The organism is Facklamia sp. P13055 (genome assembly GCF_050409445.1).
GTDB lineage: Bacteria > Bacillota > Bacilli > Lactobacillales > Aerococcaceae > Facklamia.
This window is the reverse complement of record NZ_JBNUPL010000026.1, coordinates 1-16,708: the sequence shown is the minus strand read 5'-3', so window position 1 is coordinate 16,708 and position 16,708 is coordinate 1. Positions and strand designations below refer to the sequence as shown.

The 16,708-nt window shown below is 37.4% G+C and carries 11 protein-coding genes; 3 read left to right on the top strand and 8 right to left on the bottom strand.

Annotated elements, in window-relative coordinates; genetic code table 11:
- Positions 1–237: 237 nt before the first annotated feature.
- Together ACQV2O_RS07710 and ACQV2O_RS07705 are read left to right on the top strand one after the other, a co-directional pair.
- Positions 238–909, top strand: coding sequence for a prepilin peptidase (locus ACQV2O_RS07710; protein WP_428875469.1), 672 nt, complete (start codon positions 238–240; stop codon positions 907–909).
- Between the two features lie 454 nt (positions 910–1,363).
- Complete coding sequence (locus tag ACQV2O_RS07705) at positions 1,364–1,507, top strand: hypothetical protein (protein ID WP_428874500.1); 144 nt, start codon at positions 1,364–1,366, stop codon at positions 1,505–1,507.
- 320 nt (positions 1,508–1,827) lie between these two features.
- Here ACQV2O_RS07705 and rpoC read toward each other — a convergent pair whose 3' ends face one another.
- The 5 genes from rpoC to ACQV2O_RS07680 all read right to left on the bottom strand — a co-directional run bounded on the left by rpoC (position 1,828) and on the right by ACQV2O_RS07680 (position 12,220).
- Positions 1,828–5,454, bottom strand: coding sequence for a DNA-directed RNA polymerase subunit beta' (gene rpoC, locus ACQV2O_RS07700; RefSeq protein WP_428874501.1), 3,627 nt, complete (start codon positions 5,452–5,454; stop codon positions 1,828–1,830).
- Between the two features lie 89 nt (positions 5,455–5,543).
- Positions 5,544–9,152 (bottom strand): DNA-directed RNA polymerase subunit beta, encoded by a 3,609-nt coding sequence (gene rpoB / locus ACQV2O_RS07695; protein WP_428875468.1) that lies wholly within the window; start codon positions 9,150–9,152, stop codon positions 5,544–5,546.
- Positions 9,153–9,522: 370 nt separating this feature from the next.
- On the bottom strand, positions 9,523–10,188 hold the full coding sequence (locus ACQV2O_RS07690; protein WP_428874503.1) for a potassium channel family protein: 666 nt from the start codon (positions 10,186–10,188) through the stop codon (positions 9,523–9,525).
- 16 nt (positions 10,189–10,204) lie between these two features.
- Positions 10,205–11,551 (bottom strand): TrkH family potassium uptake protein, encoded by a 1,347-nt coding sequence (locus ACQV2O_RS07685; RefSeq protein ID WP_428874504.1) that lies wholly within the window; start codon positions 11,549–11,551, stop codon positions 10,205–10,207.
- A 60-nt stretch (positions 11,552–11,611) separates the two neighbouring features.
- Positions 11,612–12,220: a class I SAM-dependent methyltransferase gene (locus tag ACQV2O_RS07680; protein ID WP_428875466.1), complete on the bottom strand. Its 609-nt coding sequence runs from the start codon at positions 12,218–12,220 to the stop codon at positions 11,612–11,614.
- Between the two features lie 147 nt (positions 12,221–12,367).
- On the opposite strand from ACQV2O_RS07680, the gene ACQV2O_RS07675 reads away from it, so the two are divergent.
- On the top strand, positions 12,368–12,976 hold the full coding sequence (locus ACQV2O_RS07675; protein WP_428875465.1) for a thioredoxin family protein: 609 nt from the start codon (positions 12,368–12,370) through the stop codon (positions 12,974–12,976).
- 56 nt (positions 12,977–13,032) lie between these two features.
- On the opposite strand, the gene ACQV2O_RS07670 is transcribed toward ACQV2O_RS07675, so the two are convergent.
- The 3 genes from ACQV2O_RS07670 to ACQV2O_RS07660 form a co-directional block, all read right to left on the bottom strand.
- Complete coding sequence (locus ACQV2O_RS07670) at positions 13,033–14,139, bottom strand: hypothetical protein (RefSeq protein WP_428875464.1); 1,107 nt, start codon at positions 14,137–14,139, stop codon at positions 13,033–13,035.
- 21 nt (positions 14,140–14,160) lie between these two features.
- On the bottom strand, positions 14,161–15,162 hold the full coding sequence (locus ACQV2O_RS07665; protein WP_428875463.1) for a hypothetical protein: 1,002 nt from the start codon (positions 15,160–15,162) through the stop codon (positions 14,161–14,163).
- 941 nt (positions 15,163–16,103) lie between these two features.
- On the bottom strand, positions 16,104–16,708 hold a 605-nt coding region (locus ACQV2O_RS07660; RefSeq protein ID WP_428875462.1), incomplete at its 5' end, for an LPXTG cell wall anchor domain-containing protein.

Below are 16,708 nucleotides of genomic sequence, written 5' to 3'. Positions count from 1 at the left end.
TCAGTTTTCAATGAGCTTCGCTGCCATAAGTGACAACTTCTATATACTAGCATGGTTTAGATTTTTTGTCAAACCTTTTTGAAGATTTTTTGAATTTTCTTCTAAATATCTGCTTTTTTACAAGATATTCGCTAGCAGGAATTACATTTTACTATCTTTTTTAATTTGTGTCAATAATTTTTAGCACTTTTTTTCTTTTTTACGTGTATTTAAGCCTATAACTTATAAAAGGAGTTAATGATGACTCATATACTGTACTTTTATATTGGATCTTGTATAGCGAGTTTTGTTTACTATCTTTCTTATTCCATTATAAATAAAAGCTTTAGTTGGAAAGCACGATCTTCTTGTGATCATTGTCAGCACAAACTCTACTTTTGGCAGTTATTTCCTTTGTTTTCATATTTATTACTGAAGGGGCATTGTTATTTTTGCTGTCGGAAAATAAGTGTCAATCACTTTTACTTTGAATTGTTTGGTGGACTCTGCTCTTTCTTCTTTTTTCTATTCACTGCTTTTTCTTTTTTTAATCTGATTTTATTACTTATCTTTCTATTCATGACCTTCATGGATATACTTGATCAGTGGGTTCCTGATTTTCTACAACTTTCTTTTTTGACGCTCGGATTACTCTATAATTATTCATATAATATTATTCCCTTTCAGTATTTTCTTATTTTCTGTCTTATCAGCTTTATTCTTATAAGAACAGAACAGTCTTGGATGGGAGGTGCCGATTTAAAATTCATCTGTATTTCTCTATTGTTTATTCCCCTAAGCTCTATTCCTTACTTTTTATTTTTAGCAGCTTCACTTGGACTTTTGTATTGTTATCTTTCTAAAAGTAAAATAATTCCATTTATTCCTTTTTTAATATTTTCTTTTATAACTTGTTATGTTTTGATATGATGCATTGTAAAATTTAATGCAACACGAGTAAAAATAAAACTCATAACAAATTTAATTCATGTAAAATGTCATTACTATAAAACATACACATGAAAGAGATTGTTATGAGCCCTATATATTACCACGGATGATAGAAGTAAGACTTTTCCCAAATACCTTCTCCTTTAAGACATTCTATAATTGGATATATAAGGAGACTTTATCCGTTTCCTTGCAGGTGTTAAGGAGAAAAGGTCATTCTAAAAAAACGAAAAAAAGAAGAGAAAGATTTGATATCAACACTTCTGTTTAGAAAAGACCCAAAGTGGTGAAGAAGCGCACTGAATTTGGACACTGACAACTTGATATTCTAGTATCTTCTTGAGGAAAAAGCAAAGAATGTTTAGCTACTTTTGCAGAAAGGAAGACTCGTACCTATTTTGCGATAAAAACACCAGACAGAAGTAAACAATCTATGTTAGAAGCACTTTATCAATTAACAAAATCCTTACCACAAGGAGCCTTTAAAACATTCACATCCGATAGAGGAAAAGAATTCGCTTGCTATGACGTAGTAGAGAGTAAGTTAGGGATAGGTTTTTACTTTGCCGATGCCTAGAGTGCATGGCAAAGAGGCACCAATGAAGGCAGCAATGGCTTGCTAAGGGAATTCTTTCCTAAGAAAACGGATTTCGCACAACTAAAGGATCAAGACTTGTTTAAAGCTATCTATAAAGTAAACGCTAGACCAAGGAAATGTCTAGCGTTTGAAGCACCCTTTGAACGTTATATTGAGGAATTGAATTTGTTAACAGAAGTGTCGTAATAATTATTGCAATATATCATATAAAAATACCCTTCAATTATGAAAAACTCCCCCTAAAATAGTTTTACTTTTGGGGGAGCAGTTCAATAATTGAAGGGTTTAATCTATTTTGTTTATTTCATCTGCTGTGGTTCCTCTGTTATCTCAGTTGGCATAGGAATAGTATCTTGAGTGGTTTGGATTTCCAAATCACGGTAGCTGTTCATTCCAGTACCAGCTGGGATTAATTTACCAATAATGACGTTTTCTTTTAGACCAATTAAGTAGTCACGGTCTCCACGAATGGCCGCATCGGTCAAGACACGTGTTGTCTCTTGGAAGGAAGCAGCTGAGATAAATGATTTTGTCTCAAGAGCAGCTTTAGTAATTCCAAGTAAGACGGGTCGAGCCGTAGCTGGTGTTTCCCCACTTGTAATGGTGTCTTTATTAGCCTTAGCAAAGTCTGCGATATCCATTAAGGCCCCTGGTAAAATAGATGTAGAAGCAGGGTCCATTACACGAACTTTACGTAACATTTGACGAGCCATCACCTCAACGTGCTTATCACCAATTTCTACCCCTTGTCCACGATATACGGCTTGAACTTCGCGCATAATGTATTTTTGGACCGTTAAGACGTCAGTAACTGCTAATAATTCTTTGGGATCGATTGATCCTTCTGTTAAGGCTTGACCACGTTCTACACGATCGCCTTCATTGACTTTAAGGCGAGCAGCATAAGCCACTTTATAAGTGCGGTTATCCGTAACTCCTGTAACGGTAATTTCTTTCAACCGCTCGCTTGATTTTTCTTCAATCGAAGTAACAACTCCGGCAACTTCCGTAATGGTTGCTTGTCCTTTTGGAACACGCGCTTCAAAAATTTCTTGAATACGTGGTAAACCTTGAGTAATATCACCACCACCGGCAACCCCTCCCGTATGGAAGGTACGCATGGTTAACTGAGTACCAGGCTCACCGATAGATTGAGCAGCGATTGTACCTACTGCTTCTCCAACTTCTACTTCTGATCCAGTCGCTAAGTTGCGTCCATAGCAATGTTTACATACACCATGGTCAGTATTACATGTAAAGACTGAACGAATAGTTACAGCTTCAATACCTGCTTTAATAATTTCTGCAGCCTTCTCATCTGTAATCAATTCTTGAGCCTTAACAATTTCTTCTCCAGTTTCTGGATGAATGACTGATTTATGTGCATAACGTCCTTGTAAACGTTCTTCTAGGGACTCAATAACCGAATTACCATCGGCAATTTCACGAATTTCAACTCCACGGTCTGTTCCACAATCTTCCTCACGGATAATGACATCTTGAGCGACATCAACTAATCGACGTGTTAAATAACCTGAGTCAGCGGTCTTCAAGGCCGTATCGGTCATCCCTTTACGCGCTCCGTGAGTGGAGATAAACATTTCCATAACGTTTAAGCCTTCACGGAAGTTGGATGTAATTGGTAATTCGATGATTTTCCCAGAAGGAGCCGCCATATTCCCACGCATTCCGGCTAGCTGGGTAAAGTTAGAAATATTACCACGGGCACCAGAGTCAGACATCATAAAGATGGGGTTTAGACGTGGCAAGCTCTTTTGTAGATCCTTTTGAATCTGATCTTTGGCTTTTTCCCATGTACGAATAACATTTTCATAGCGCTCGTCTTCAGTTAGAAGTCCGCGTCGTCTCATTCGAGTAATCTCATCAACTTTAGCATGAGCTTTCTCTAAGATTTCTGCTTTACTATCTAAACTGAGAACATCCGCTACCCCTACGGTGATACCTGATTGCGTAGAATATTTATAACCCAAATCTTTCATCTTATCTAGCATAATTGATGTTTGAGTAATATGATAATGTTTAAAGACTTCAGCAATAATATTACCAAAATCTTTTTTCTTAAACGGTGACACAGGCTCCATCTGTTCAATAGCTTCTTTAACGTTTACACCTGGTTCCAAGAAGTACTTATCAGGTGTTTGTTGCGTTAGGTTCTCATTTGATGGCTCATTTAAATATGGGAATTCATCTGGCATGATTTCGTTAAAGAATAATTTACCAATAGTTGTAACCATTAAACGTTCTCTTTGCCAGTCAGTGAAAGTTTTATTAGTGAAAGACTTAGCAGGAATCGCTACACGGGTATGTAAATGCACATAGCCATTTTGATATGCAATCTCTGCTTCTGAAATGGAGCTTAGAATCATTCCTTCGCCCACACGTCCCGGTTCTTCAATTGTTAAATAATAATTACCAAGCACCATGTCCTGTGAAGGTGTTGCAACTGGCTTACCGTCCTTAGGACTTAGGATGTTTTGTGCACCTAACATTAACAGACGGGCTTCAGCTTGAGCTTCTTCAGATAACGGTACGTGAACTGCCATTTGGTCCCCATCAAAGTCAGCGTTATAAGCGTTACATACTAATGGGTGTAGACGAATTGCTTTCCCTTCAATTAAAACCGGTTCAAAAGCTTGAATACCTAATCGGTGAAGAGTAGGTGCTCGGTTAAGTAGTACGGGGTGTTCCTTAATAACATCTTCAATAACAGGCCAAATCGCATCATGTTGAACTTCAATCATACGTTTAGCATTTTTTACGTTGCTAGCTATTTCGCGTTCTACTAATTCTTTCATTACGAACGGTTTAAATAGTTCGATGGCCATTTCTTTTGGTATACCACATTGGTACATTTTTAAAGACGGTCCAACAACGATAACCGAACGACCAGAATAGTCCACACGTTTTCCTAAAAGATTTTGACGAAAACGTCCTTGTTTACCTTTAAGCATGTGAGAAAGAGATTTTAATGGACGATTACCAGGACCAGTAACAGCACGTCCACGACGACCATTATCAATCAAAGCATCTACTGCCTCTTGTAACATTCGTTTTTCGTTTTGCACAATAATATTTGGTGCACCTAAATCTAAAAGGCGTTTCAAACGATTGTTACGATTAATCACTCGACGGTAAAGATCATTTAAGTCAGAAGTTGCAAAGCGTCCTCCTTCCAACTGAACCATCGGTCTTAAATCAGGTGGTATAACTGGCAAAACATCCATAACCATCCATTCTGGTTTATTTCCTGATTCTTGGAAAGAATCCAAGATATCTAAACGACGAATCGCTCGTGTTCTTTTTTGTCCAGTCAACGTTTTAAGCTCTTCTCGTAAACCACTGATCTCAGCATCTACATCAACTGCATGTAGGAGTTCTTTAATCGCTTCTGCACCCATTTTGGCATAAAAACGGTTGCCGAACTCACGTTTTTTCTCACGATACTCTGTCTCAGTGAGTAATGATTTATATTCTAGACCCGTATCGCCTGGATCAATAACTATGTAAGAAGCAAAATAAATCACTTCTTCTAATAGTCTCGGGCTCATGTCAAGGATCAAGCCGATACGGCTTGGAATCCCTTTGAAATACCACACATGAGTAACTGGGGCTGCTAATTCTATATGCCCCATTCTTTCACGACGAACTTTAGCGCGAGTCACTTCCACGCCACAACGGTCACATACGCGACCTTTATAGCGAACACGTTTTAACTTCCCACAAGAACATTCCCAATCCTTGGTAGGACCAAAAATACGCTCGCAAAAGAGTCCATCTTTTTCGGGTTTTAAAGTTCGATAGTTGATGGTTTCTGGTTTTTTGACTTCCCCATAAGACCATGAACGAATTTTTTCTGGGGATGCGAGACCGATTTTCATGGAATCAAATTTATTAACATCTATCAAGGGGCCGACCTCCTTCTTGATTTAAGCTGGTGTTTCCACCAATTAATGGAGTGCCTTTTCTCCAATGGCTCCAAGGCATTTAGACATTACTAGTCCTCTTTAGTTGTATCTCCACTAGTAATTGAGGCTGAACTTTCATTAGTTTCACTTGTTTGAACGACGCTCTTTTCTTCAGCGGCTTTTTGATCTTCTTTATACTTCTCAAGCGCATTAAAGTTAATTACATCATCTTCATCGTCATCATCCAATAGTTCAATTTCTTTATCTTCAGCGTCCAAGACTTTCAAGTCCAATCCTAAAGCTTGTAGTTCTTTAACTAATACACGGAAGGATTCTGGTACACCAGGTTTGGGAATAGCTTCTCCTTTGACAATGGCTTCGTATGTCTTCACACGACCTACTACATCATCTGATTTATAAGTCAAGATTTCTTGTAAGGTATAAGCTGCACCATAGGCTTCTAAGGCCCAAACTTCCATCTCGCCAAAACGTTGTCCACCAAACTGTGCTTTACCTCCGAGCGGTTGTTGGGTTACTAATGAATATGGGCCCGTTGAGCGTGCATGCAGCTTGTCATCGACCATGTGTGCGAGTTTCAACATATACATGACACCGACTGAAACTTTTCGGTCAAATGGTTCTCCAGTACGACCGTCATATAGAGTTGTCTTAGCATCCGGTTCTAATCCGGCTTCTCTAACTGTTTCCCAAACCTCTTCTTCATTCGCCCCATCAAAGACAGGTGTAGCAAAATTAATGCCTAATTGACGTCCGGCCATTCCTAAATGTAATTCAAAGACCTGTCCAATATTCATCCTTGAAGGCACCCCTAATGGGTTTAACATAATATCAACTGGTGTCCCATCAGGCATAAATGGCATATCTTCTTCCGGCATGATTAAAGAGACAACCCCTTTATTTCCATGACGTCCAGCCATCTTATCACCGACTTGAATTTTACGTTTTTGAACAATATAAACACGAACCAATTTATTCACTCCTGGTGAAAGCTCGTCGCCATTTTCACGAGTGAATACCTTAACATCGTGCACAATTCCACCACCACCATGGGGAACTCTTAAGGAAGTGTCACGAACTTCACGTGCTTTTTCACCAAAAATAGCGTGTAAGAGGCGTTCTTCTGCTGTCAATTCAGTCACACCTTTTGGTGTGACTTTTCCGACTAGAATATCTCCATCGCGTACTTCCGCACCGACCATAATAATTCCATCTTTATCTAAATATTTGAGGGATTCCTCACTAACATTAGGGATTTCGCGCGTAATTTCTTCTGGTCCTAACTTAGTATCACGTGATTCTGATTCATATTCTTCAATATGAATAGAGGTATAGACATCGTCTTTAACTAGACGTTCAGACATGATGATGGCATCCTCGTAGTTATAACCATCCCAAGTCATAAAGGCTACCAATGGGTTTTGACCTAAGGCCATTTCACCGTTTTCCATCGAAGATCCATCTGCTAAAATTTCATTAGCATCAACTTGATCTCCAACAACAACAATTGGACGTTGGTTGTAACATGTTCCCGCATTGGAACGTGCAAATTTAGTTAAGCGGTATTCATCAACGGAACCATCTTCTAATTGCACACGAATACGTTCAGCATCCACATAGGTTACTCGACCTGGACGTCGGCAAATCAATGCCGCACCCGAGTCGTGAGCAGCTTTATACTCAATACCTGTTCCGATAATCGGTGCTTTGGGACGAATTAAAGGAACTGCTTGACGTTGCATGTTAGCTCCCATTAAAGCACGGTTGGAGTCATCGTTTTCTAAGAAAGGAATCGATGCCGTTGCTACTGCAACTACCTGTTTTGGTGAAACATCCATAAAATCGACTGTGTTAGTTTTGACCTCTAAGTTTTGGTCTTTATAACGAGCCATAACCGTGTCATTTTCAAAAGTACCATCTTCATTTAAACGAGAGTTAGCTTGAGCAATGATGTATAGATCTTCCTCATCTGCTGATAAATACGCAATTTCTTCTGTAACGGTCTTGTTAGCCTTATCCACTTTACGATAAGGCGTTTCAATGAAACCATAACGGTTTATTTTTGCATATGAAGATAAGGAGTTAATTAATCCAATGTTTGGACCTTCTGGTGTTTCAATTGGACACATACGACCGTAGTGAGAGTAGTGAACGTCACGCACTTCATAACCAGCGCGATCACGTGTTAACCCTCCCGGTCCTAAGGCAGAAAGACGACGCTTGTGAGTCAATTCACCCAATGGATTGGTTTGATCCATAAATTGTGATAATTGAGAAGAGCCAAAGAACTCTTTAATAGCCGCTACAACTGGACGAATATTAATTAACTGTTGCGGTGTCATTGTTGAGACATCTTGTAAGGACATTCTTTCACGGACTACTCTTTCCATACGCGATAAGCCAATACGGAATTGATTTTGCAGTAATTCACCGACTGAACGAATACGACGGTTGCCCAAATGATCAATATCATCTGTTGAGCCTACTTGTTCATTTAATAATAAATAGTAGTTCATTGACGCGATAATATCTGCTGGGGTTAAGTGATGCACTCCTTCAAGATTAGCGTTACCGACAATATTAATCACACGGTCCGAATCAAGAGGGGAGTATACTTTGACCACTTGCAAGTCAATCGGTTCACCAATCACACCATCTGGTGAAGGAGTATAAGTATAAACATTCAAACCATTATCTAAGTAAGGGATTAAACGTTCAATATCTCCTGCAGAAAGTTCAGTTCCTTCTGTGAAGAGTACTTCACCTGTTTCTGGGTCTGCCAAAGTTTCTGCGAGTGTCATTCCTAAAAGACGGTGCTTTAAGTGGAGTTTTTTATTAATCTTATAACGTCCAACTGGCGCTAAATCATAACGTCTTGGATCAAAGAAACGAGCCGTTAATAAGTTACGTGAAGAATCTGCTGTCTTCGGCTCACCAGGACGTAGGCGTTCATAAATATCTTTCAAGGCTTCTTCAGCACGGGATTCAGAAATGTTTTTATGGACATCTTTAGCTAAAGTGTCATTCAATAGGGTGGTTTCAGATAAGATTTCAACAATCTCGTCATCTTCACCAAAACCAAGTGCACGAATTAAGGCTGTAATTGGCAATTTACGTGTCCGGTCAATTCTGACATAGGCAATTCCTTTAGCATCCGTTTCAAATTCTAGCCAAGCTCCTCGGTTAGGAATAACGGTTGAAGCAAAAGTATGTCTTGATTTTTTGTCTACTTTATCATGGAAGTAGACACCTGGAGAACGTACTAATTGTGAAACAATAACACGTTCTGCCCCATTAATGATGAAGGTTCCCATATCCGTCATAATTGGGAAATCGCCAAAGAATACTTCTTGTTCTTTTACTTCACCAGATTCCTTATTAACTAAGCGCAAATTAACATAGATTGGTTTAGAGTAGTTGGCATCGTGGGAACGAGCTTCCTCTACTGTATATTTAGCCTCTTGAAATGAGTAATCATGGAAATAAAGTTCTAAATTTTCTGTATGATCGACGATTGGCGAGATATCTTGGAACATGGTCTTTAATCCTTCTTCTAAAAACCATTGATAGGAATCGGTTTGGATTTCAATCAAGTTTGGTAATTCCAAAACCTCATCAATTCGTGCATAACTACGACGTTCTGCTTTTTTACCATATTTCACGATATGATGCTGACTCAAACAATTCACCCCTCTTTAATATTACGTAGCGAATGGTGATTCTTCTGGGCTTGCTTTAACTATCGACCGGCAGATTACAATATGTTTACAAATATTATAATTTGATAACAAAATGCTTTTTGTCCTTTTTAAGGGCAAAAAAAAGACAAAAGAATTGATTTTAATCGCCTAAGCTTCCTCAATCTTTTGTTTACTCTGCCAAAATCGCCGACCGGACAATATTTCGGTGCCATTTTGAATTCAATGTTCACGCTATGCGTTATTCAATATTACACTTATTTTTTATCAAAGTCAAGACTTTCTTTCTCAGACTTTAAAAGCAAAAGACCACTCGAATTAAATTAGCAAGTGGTCTTATAAATATAAAATCTTAAATTTCTTTTTCTAATAAAACTTTCGCATTATTGGTGTTGGTTAAGCCGACAAAGAGGTCGCTTTCTTCAATAATAAAGTCTGGATTGACATTAATATCAAATCCTTCTTCAATACGAGACTTAATCGCAATCAAATTAATATCATAACGGCTTCTAAAATTTATTTCTTCAATCGTCTTCCCTATCCAATTCTTACGAGCGGTAAATTCAACAATGTGGCTCTGAGCGTCTAATTGAATTAAATCGAGTACCGAATCATTGGTCAGTTCATTACCAATCCGAATCCCCATATCTGTTTCGGGTAAAATAACGCGATCAACGCCTAATTTCAAAAGCACTTCTTTATACTCTTCTTTGCGCGTTTTTGCGATAATGGTCGGTACTTCTAACTTTTGTAAAGATAATAAGGTAGTAATCGTATTATCAAACTTTGAAGAGGAGGCAATAATTGCCATTTGTGCTTCACCAACTCCGGCTTCTTTTAATACTTCATACTTGGTAAAGTCACCTTGTACAGCTACTTCCACCTTACTAGCAATAGCTTCAACTAGCTCCATATCGCGATCAATCACGATTACTTGCTTGTGGTTTTCCGCTAAAGTTTTGGCTAAGGATGTTCCGAATAATCCGAGACCTAAAACTGCTGTGATTTCTTTTTTCATGAAAGTTTCTCCCTTTCTATCCTATCATCAAGTTACCATGCGGGTATTTAATCTTTGATGGCTTTCTTCCCATACTCGCTGACCAAAAAATAGTTAACAACCCGATTCGACCAATAAACATCATAAAAATTAAAACGGTTTTACCAATACCAGTTAAATTAGGGGTTAAACCCATACTTAAACCAACTGTTGAAAAGCAAGAGACAACTTCTACTACTACATATTCGATGCCGAATCCTGGAGGAATTGTTTCTGTTATTAACAAGATCATGGTGACAAAGGTAATTAGGCTTAAGCCTGAAATTAAAATAAAGATGGCCTTCAAAATAGCTCCTTCAGGGATGGTACGCTTAAAGATAACCGATCCTCTACGACGAATAGCTGAAGAAGAAAAAATTAAAAGACTTGCTAAAGTAGTGGTCTTAACCCCACCCCCGGTGGATCCCGAAGAAGCGCCTAGAAACATTAAGACAATGGTTAAGAAAATGCCGGCAGATGATAAAGCGGTATAGTCCACATTCGAAAAGCCAGCGGTTCGTGGTGTCACCGCTAGAAAAAGATAGTTTACAAGTCTAATAAAGAAGGGTTGGTCCTTAAACAAAGGACTAGGTTGTTCAGTTAGAGCGAATAATACTGTTCCTAAAAGGAGTAAAATAGCCGTTGTAGTCAAAACTATTTTAGTATGCCACAATAATTTACGATTGCGATAAAAGGTTAGCAAATCTCGCCAAACAATGAAACCTAATCCACCAATGATAATCAAACCCATACAAGTTAGGAGAACTAAAGGATTGTCTTGGAAACCAATCATAGAATCTCCCAACAAATCAAAACCGGCATTACAAAAGGCGGACACACTATGAAAGATGGCATAATAAGTTCCTTTTAACCAGCCAAAGCGTGGAATAAAGTCAATTCCTAATAAAGCCGCCCCAATAATCTGTACAATCAAAGAGAATTGGATGATATAGCTCAAAAGATTTCTAACTTCAGAAATATCGGAGATATTTAAAGATTCAAGTAAAACTTTATGCAGTCTTAGATTTATTTGCTTGCCCATATAGATAAAAACGGTAACCCATAAGGTCATAAATCCAAGTCCACCAATTTCAATTAAAACTAGAATAATCGTTCGTCCAAAATAATTCCAATGGTCTGTAGTGTTAACTGTTACATTTCCCGTTACACAAACAGCTGAAACAGCTGTAAACCAAGCATCAATTAGCTTCGTCCATTCACCTGATCGACTAGCTAAAGGAGTGGCTAATAGTATTCCTCCAATAAAGGAAATCACGACAAACGTCAGCACAATATAAATAGGAGCTGAAATCTGAGTAACATAATTTTTAACTTTATCGAACAAATAAACGCTTCCCCTCTAATCAATAATGACTTTTTAAAACCAATGTGTTTAATCTTGAAACTACTTGATGGATTGTAAAATCCAATAGCCTTTAGAGCGATCGATTTCACTGACATTACCAAATGTTTCTTCCATAAACTTTTTCATACTGGGTGCCCCTTGTTTTTTCTGGATAACCAGCCATAACTGTCCTTCCTCTTTTAGTGCTTGATAGGCTTGGGTCACAAATTGCTGAACAATAGTCTTACCAGCTCGAATAGGTGGATTAGTTAAAACATAATCATAAATTGGCTCGAAATTATGAGTGACAACATCTGCTTGTATAAAATCCAGATTTGTCACTCGATTCAACCGCATGTTTTCCTTAGCTAATGCCAAGGCTCGCTGATTAACTTCCAAACCCAACACTTGAAGTGACTGCGATTGATCAGCAATAGCAACCGAAATTGGCCCATAACCTGAGCCTAACTCCAATAGTTGGCCGGAATTTATACTTTGATTAAGCTTTAAAAAATTTTCTATCAAGAGGCGCGAACCAAAGTCCACTCTACCTTTGGAAAAAACTCCCGCATCGGTAGAAAACTGATAACTTTGGTGAAAAAGCTGTGCTTCAATATAACGTTCATCATGACTGCTTTGTGGTTGCTGACTATAATAATGATCGGACATAAATACACCCCTTGCTTGAATCGATCTCATATATCTTAACATTATTGCTAAAAAAGTGATATAATTTAATTATTATCATGCTTAAGTAATTAAATATTTTCTATAAGAGTTAAACCATTACTAAGCTTTTTAGAAAGGAAGTTTACAGTGAAATTATTAAATAAAAAATTGTTCCTACTAATGTCAGTCTGTTTCTTACTAACTGCTTGCCAACTAAATGATTCTAAAATAGACAAACAAGAAAATCCAATCACAAATCAAAAAAGCGACTACATTGGAGAAGATGGTCAAGTTTCTTTTAAGGAAGACCTTATTCTTTTAAACTTAGATAAAGAAACGAAAGAAAAAGTCTATAAAGAGCTAGACAAGATTGAAAAATATGCCGGTGAAGTAAGTATCGCCCCTTTAAAGATGTCTAACCTTTCTAAAATAGAAGGTCAAACTGCTTATGAAGCAGTTATCGAAGATTCTAAAAATGAAGCCAAACTAATCTATGTAGGTTTTGATTCTTGTCCATATTGTCGTGTTTTTCTACCTAAGTTAAATCAATTAGCTAAAGAAATGAACCTAAATTATCATTATTATAATACCGATGAGCGAATGGAGGATGATAATTTCCGTGATGTTGTCGATAATTTCTTTGAAATTTCCACGGTTCCCCAACTGCTCATTGTTAAAGATGGTAAAGTAGACAGTAAATTGGAAAACTCCAATTCAATGGCTGACTTAGAAAAATTCCTTCTAAAGCTTAATTAATTAAGCTATTTAAAAATCGCCCTCATCTAAATTGAGGGCGATTTTTTAACCAATCTCTAATTTTCCATCGTTGTTTCTTCTGAGTCTTCTAAATAACTTTCCATCTCTTCACTTGATTCTTCTTCTATTTCAAGAGGAGTCATGGTCACTTCTTTTTCAGTATCAGATATTACTTCTTCTGAGAATGTAAACTCACCAGGAAAAGCCTCTTCTACAGCCATTTGAATCTCATCAATAAACTCACCGGTTAATTCATCAGCTTTAACGATATATTGATATTCTTCGCGATCTGCCTCATATTGAACTTCAAAGGTTGCTTCATCGTAAGTTAGCTCTTGGGTTTCGGTGCCTGGTCGAATACCTAAGATGATATCGAATTTATCGTCCACTTTGATCATTTCTCCAGCAACAAAAAGATCCGGATAAATCAGTAGTTGCTTCTCTAAGTATTCCTCCGCTGCTTCTTCTGTTTCAAATTCACTCGAAATATAGAATAAAATGTAGCGTCCTTTTTCTTCAACCTCTTCTGCATAGGTCACTCGAACCAAAATAAAGTCTTCATCAATGATTTCTTTTTCAGCAATAAAGCGGTCTTTTGTCGCTTCATCTTCTTCAATCAATTGAATAAAATCATCCGCTTCTGACTCTTCTTTGAAGACATTAGCATTAAAAGTAATGAATTCTCCCTCAAATAAGTCAATCTCTTCTTCTACTTCCGTCTCTTCTTCCATTTCAATACTTGTTTCTGGTATCTTAATCACTTCAATATCTTCTGGTCGATTGGAAGGCTGTGGGCGACTTGGAATATAAGGTTGAGTTGGTCTAGGGTTTGGATTAGGTTGGGGCTGGCTAGCAACCGTTGTTACAGTCGTTTCTGTAGTTTGAACAGTTGTTTCTTTTGGGCTTTCAACTGTAGTGTTAGCAACAGTTGTTTCTTTCTCTTCAGACTCACCGCTACCATTGTTAGGCTTAGTTGTAGTTTCATTTTGAGGTTTACTAGGTGCAATCGTAGACTCCTGTGGTGCAGGCTGATTTCCTTCGTTTGCGGGTGGGGTTTGCTCAGTGTCCGGCTTATTTTCAGTGTCATCCTGAGCAAAAATTGTCCCCACGCATCCAAACGTTAAAACGGTAACTACTAAAAGATTAATAAGTTTATTCTTCATTCTATTTTCTTCCTTTCTTATTTAGCGACGAAAACCTAAAACTATTAAGATAATTCCTAAGAGTACTAAAACTGCTACTGCTCCTATGGTCACGATAGAAACGTTATCTTCAGAGATTCCTAAATTAATTAATTTTTCCTTTAAGTTAATCTGTGTCAGATACGCATTAATTTTGGAGTTGAATTGAGAGAATAAATTCCCTGCCACCGCTGAGCCATTATCATTACTTTCTACATTCGCTTGACGTTCAGATAGAGGTAGTTGGCGAAGTGTCACTAACGTTTTGCCATTTTCTTCTACACTTTCAAAGCTGAATTCACCAGGAAAACGCTCTTCTATCGCTTGACGATAGGGGTCATCACCATTCGATTCTAGTTCATACTGATAAGGTTCTCTTTGATCATAGTACTCAATTTCTTGCTTATCTGTATCGATACCAAAGCCATCTGCATTGGCATTAACTTTCAAAGCAAAAGCCAGATCATATCCATCACCTTGTGATGTCAGTTCACCTTTTTCAAACAAATCGGGATAATATAATAAATGTTTATCCAAGACTTCTTGGGCTTGATTTTGATCGGCAATATTGACTGGAAAATATAAAACAATCAGTTGACCATCTTCTTTAGCACTGTCACGATAATTTGCTGAAAGTAAAAAGCGACTCTCTTCAGAAACATCCTCTAAAATCATCTGATCGTTCAAACTTGCATCATTCTTTACATAATTGGCAAAGTTATCTAGTGATTCTTGATTTTCAAACTCATTCAGGGGATAAACAACAATATCCGTTTCAAACAAACCTTGTTCCATTGCTTTATTAGATGCTCTTTCCTCATTCTCACCAACGGATGATTCGTCATCAGAGTTTGTAGATTTCTCTACTTTCTTTAAGTCTGACGGAAGGGCAGGTCGTGGAATGAAAGGATCAGAAGTTGCTTCTACCATCAAGTTAGAACAAGTATAAAGACTGAACAGGAACCCTATTAACAAACAATAAAAAAAACTCTTTTTCTTTTGCATAAACCGAACTCCTCTAAATTTGTTAACTACATTATAACAGTCTTATACCTTTTTTAATAATAGAAACTTTGAATTTTTTAAAAAAGAGACCTTAACAAAGTCCCAAACAATCAGTCCCAATGATCCGAATGCAGGGTAGTTTCATAAAGGAGGTCATAAGCAAGTTTTTGCCTATACTATTCAAACAGCTTGCGATCGCAAGGGGATGGGTATTAGCTTATAGTGTCTACTCTAGAAATACCCACTATACGCAAGTATTTCGATTACTATTTAAAAAGATTACTCTTTTTAATCCCACTCATCTCATTGCAGAGGCGAGCTATAAAACGCCCACCATCGTTCAATTTCTTTTAAACCAATCCACCATACCAGTGTTTCCTTATACACGACCAAGACGTAAACCCGAGCATAGAGAGTGTGTGTCTATGATGAATACTATGACTGTTATTTAGATGAAAAATGGGGTCTATCATTCTACGACCACTAATCAAAAAGGCTATCGAGAGTACAAAGCCTCTCGTCAAGATCAGGAGAACAATCAAAATAAATGTGTGATTAGCCGACATGTGTGGCAAAAAGCCCTTGAAAGGTGTGAGGATATCAGGTATTCAGAGGGTATGCGTGCTCTTTATAAAGAATCCAAAGAGTCCGCTGACAGAATATTCGGCACTGCTAAAGAACATCATGGCTTTCGATAGACGCATTTTATTGGAAAAAGCTTGATGGAATTTAAAGCAGGGCTCACTTTTACTTGTTTAAACATGAAGAAATTGGCAAATATACTAGAGATGAAGAGCTAGAAAGGCTTCGGTTTTTTATTTTACAGGAAACTTTTAAGACAAATAAAGACAAACCCTTCCTTGAGAGTTACTCAAATAGGGTTTGTCTTCAATCTGAGAGCAAAATTATCTTGCTCTTTTAAATAGCTGCTATTAAATTAACTATGCTTCTTCACGTTTCTTAGCAACTAAGCCTAATCCTGCTAATACAGATAATGCTGCTGCACCATAAATTGCGAAGGTTGAACCTTCACCAGTTTGTGGTAATTCAGATTTTTCTTTTTTATTTTCTACTGGCTTTGGATTTTTTGGTTTTTCATCTGCAGGTTTTTCATCTGCAGGTTTTTCAGTTACCATAAATGTCATAGTTTCTTCATCATATGACCATACTAACTCACCTAAACCAAAGCGAGCAACATAGTCATGGAAGTATTTTTCAGCTTCTTTCATAGATGCAGCTTCATATTCAGATGTAATGTTAGTATCAGATGTTTTTAGAACTAATTTAAATGTATATAATTTAGGTGCTTTTTCATCTGTTGCCATGAATGTCATTGTATCAAAATCATATGACCATTCTAAGTCTTTTAATCCTTGACCTGCTACATAGTCGTGGAAGTATTGGTCAGCTGCTTGCATACTTTCTGCTTTATATTCTGATGTAATATTAGTATCAGCTGTTTTTACTATTAATTTGTAAGTATATAATTCTGGTGCTTTTTCATCTGTTGCCATGAATGTCATTGTATCAAAATCATATGACCATT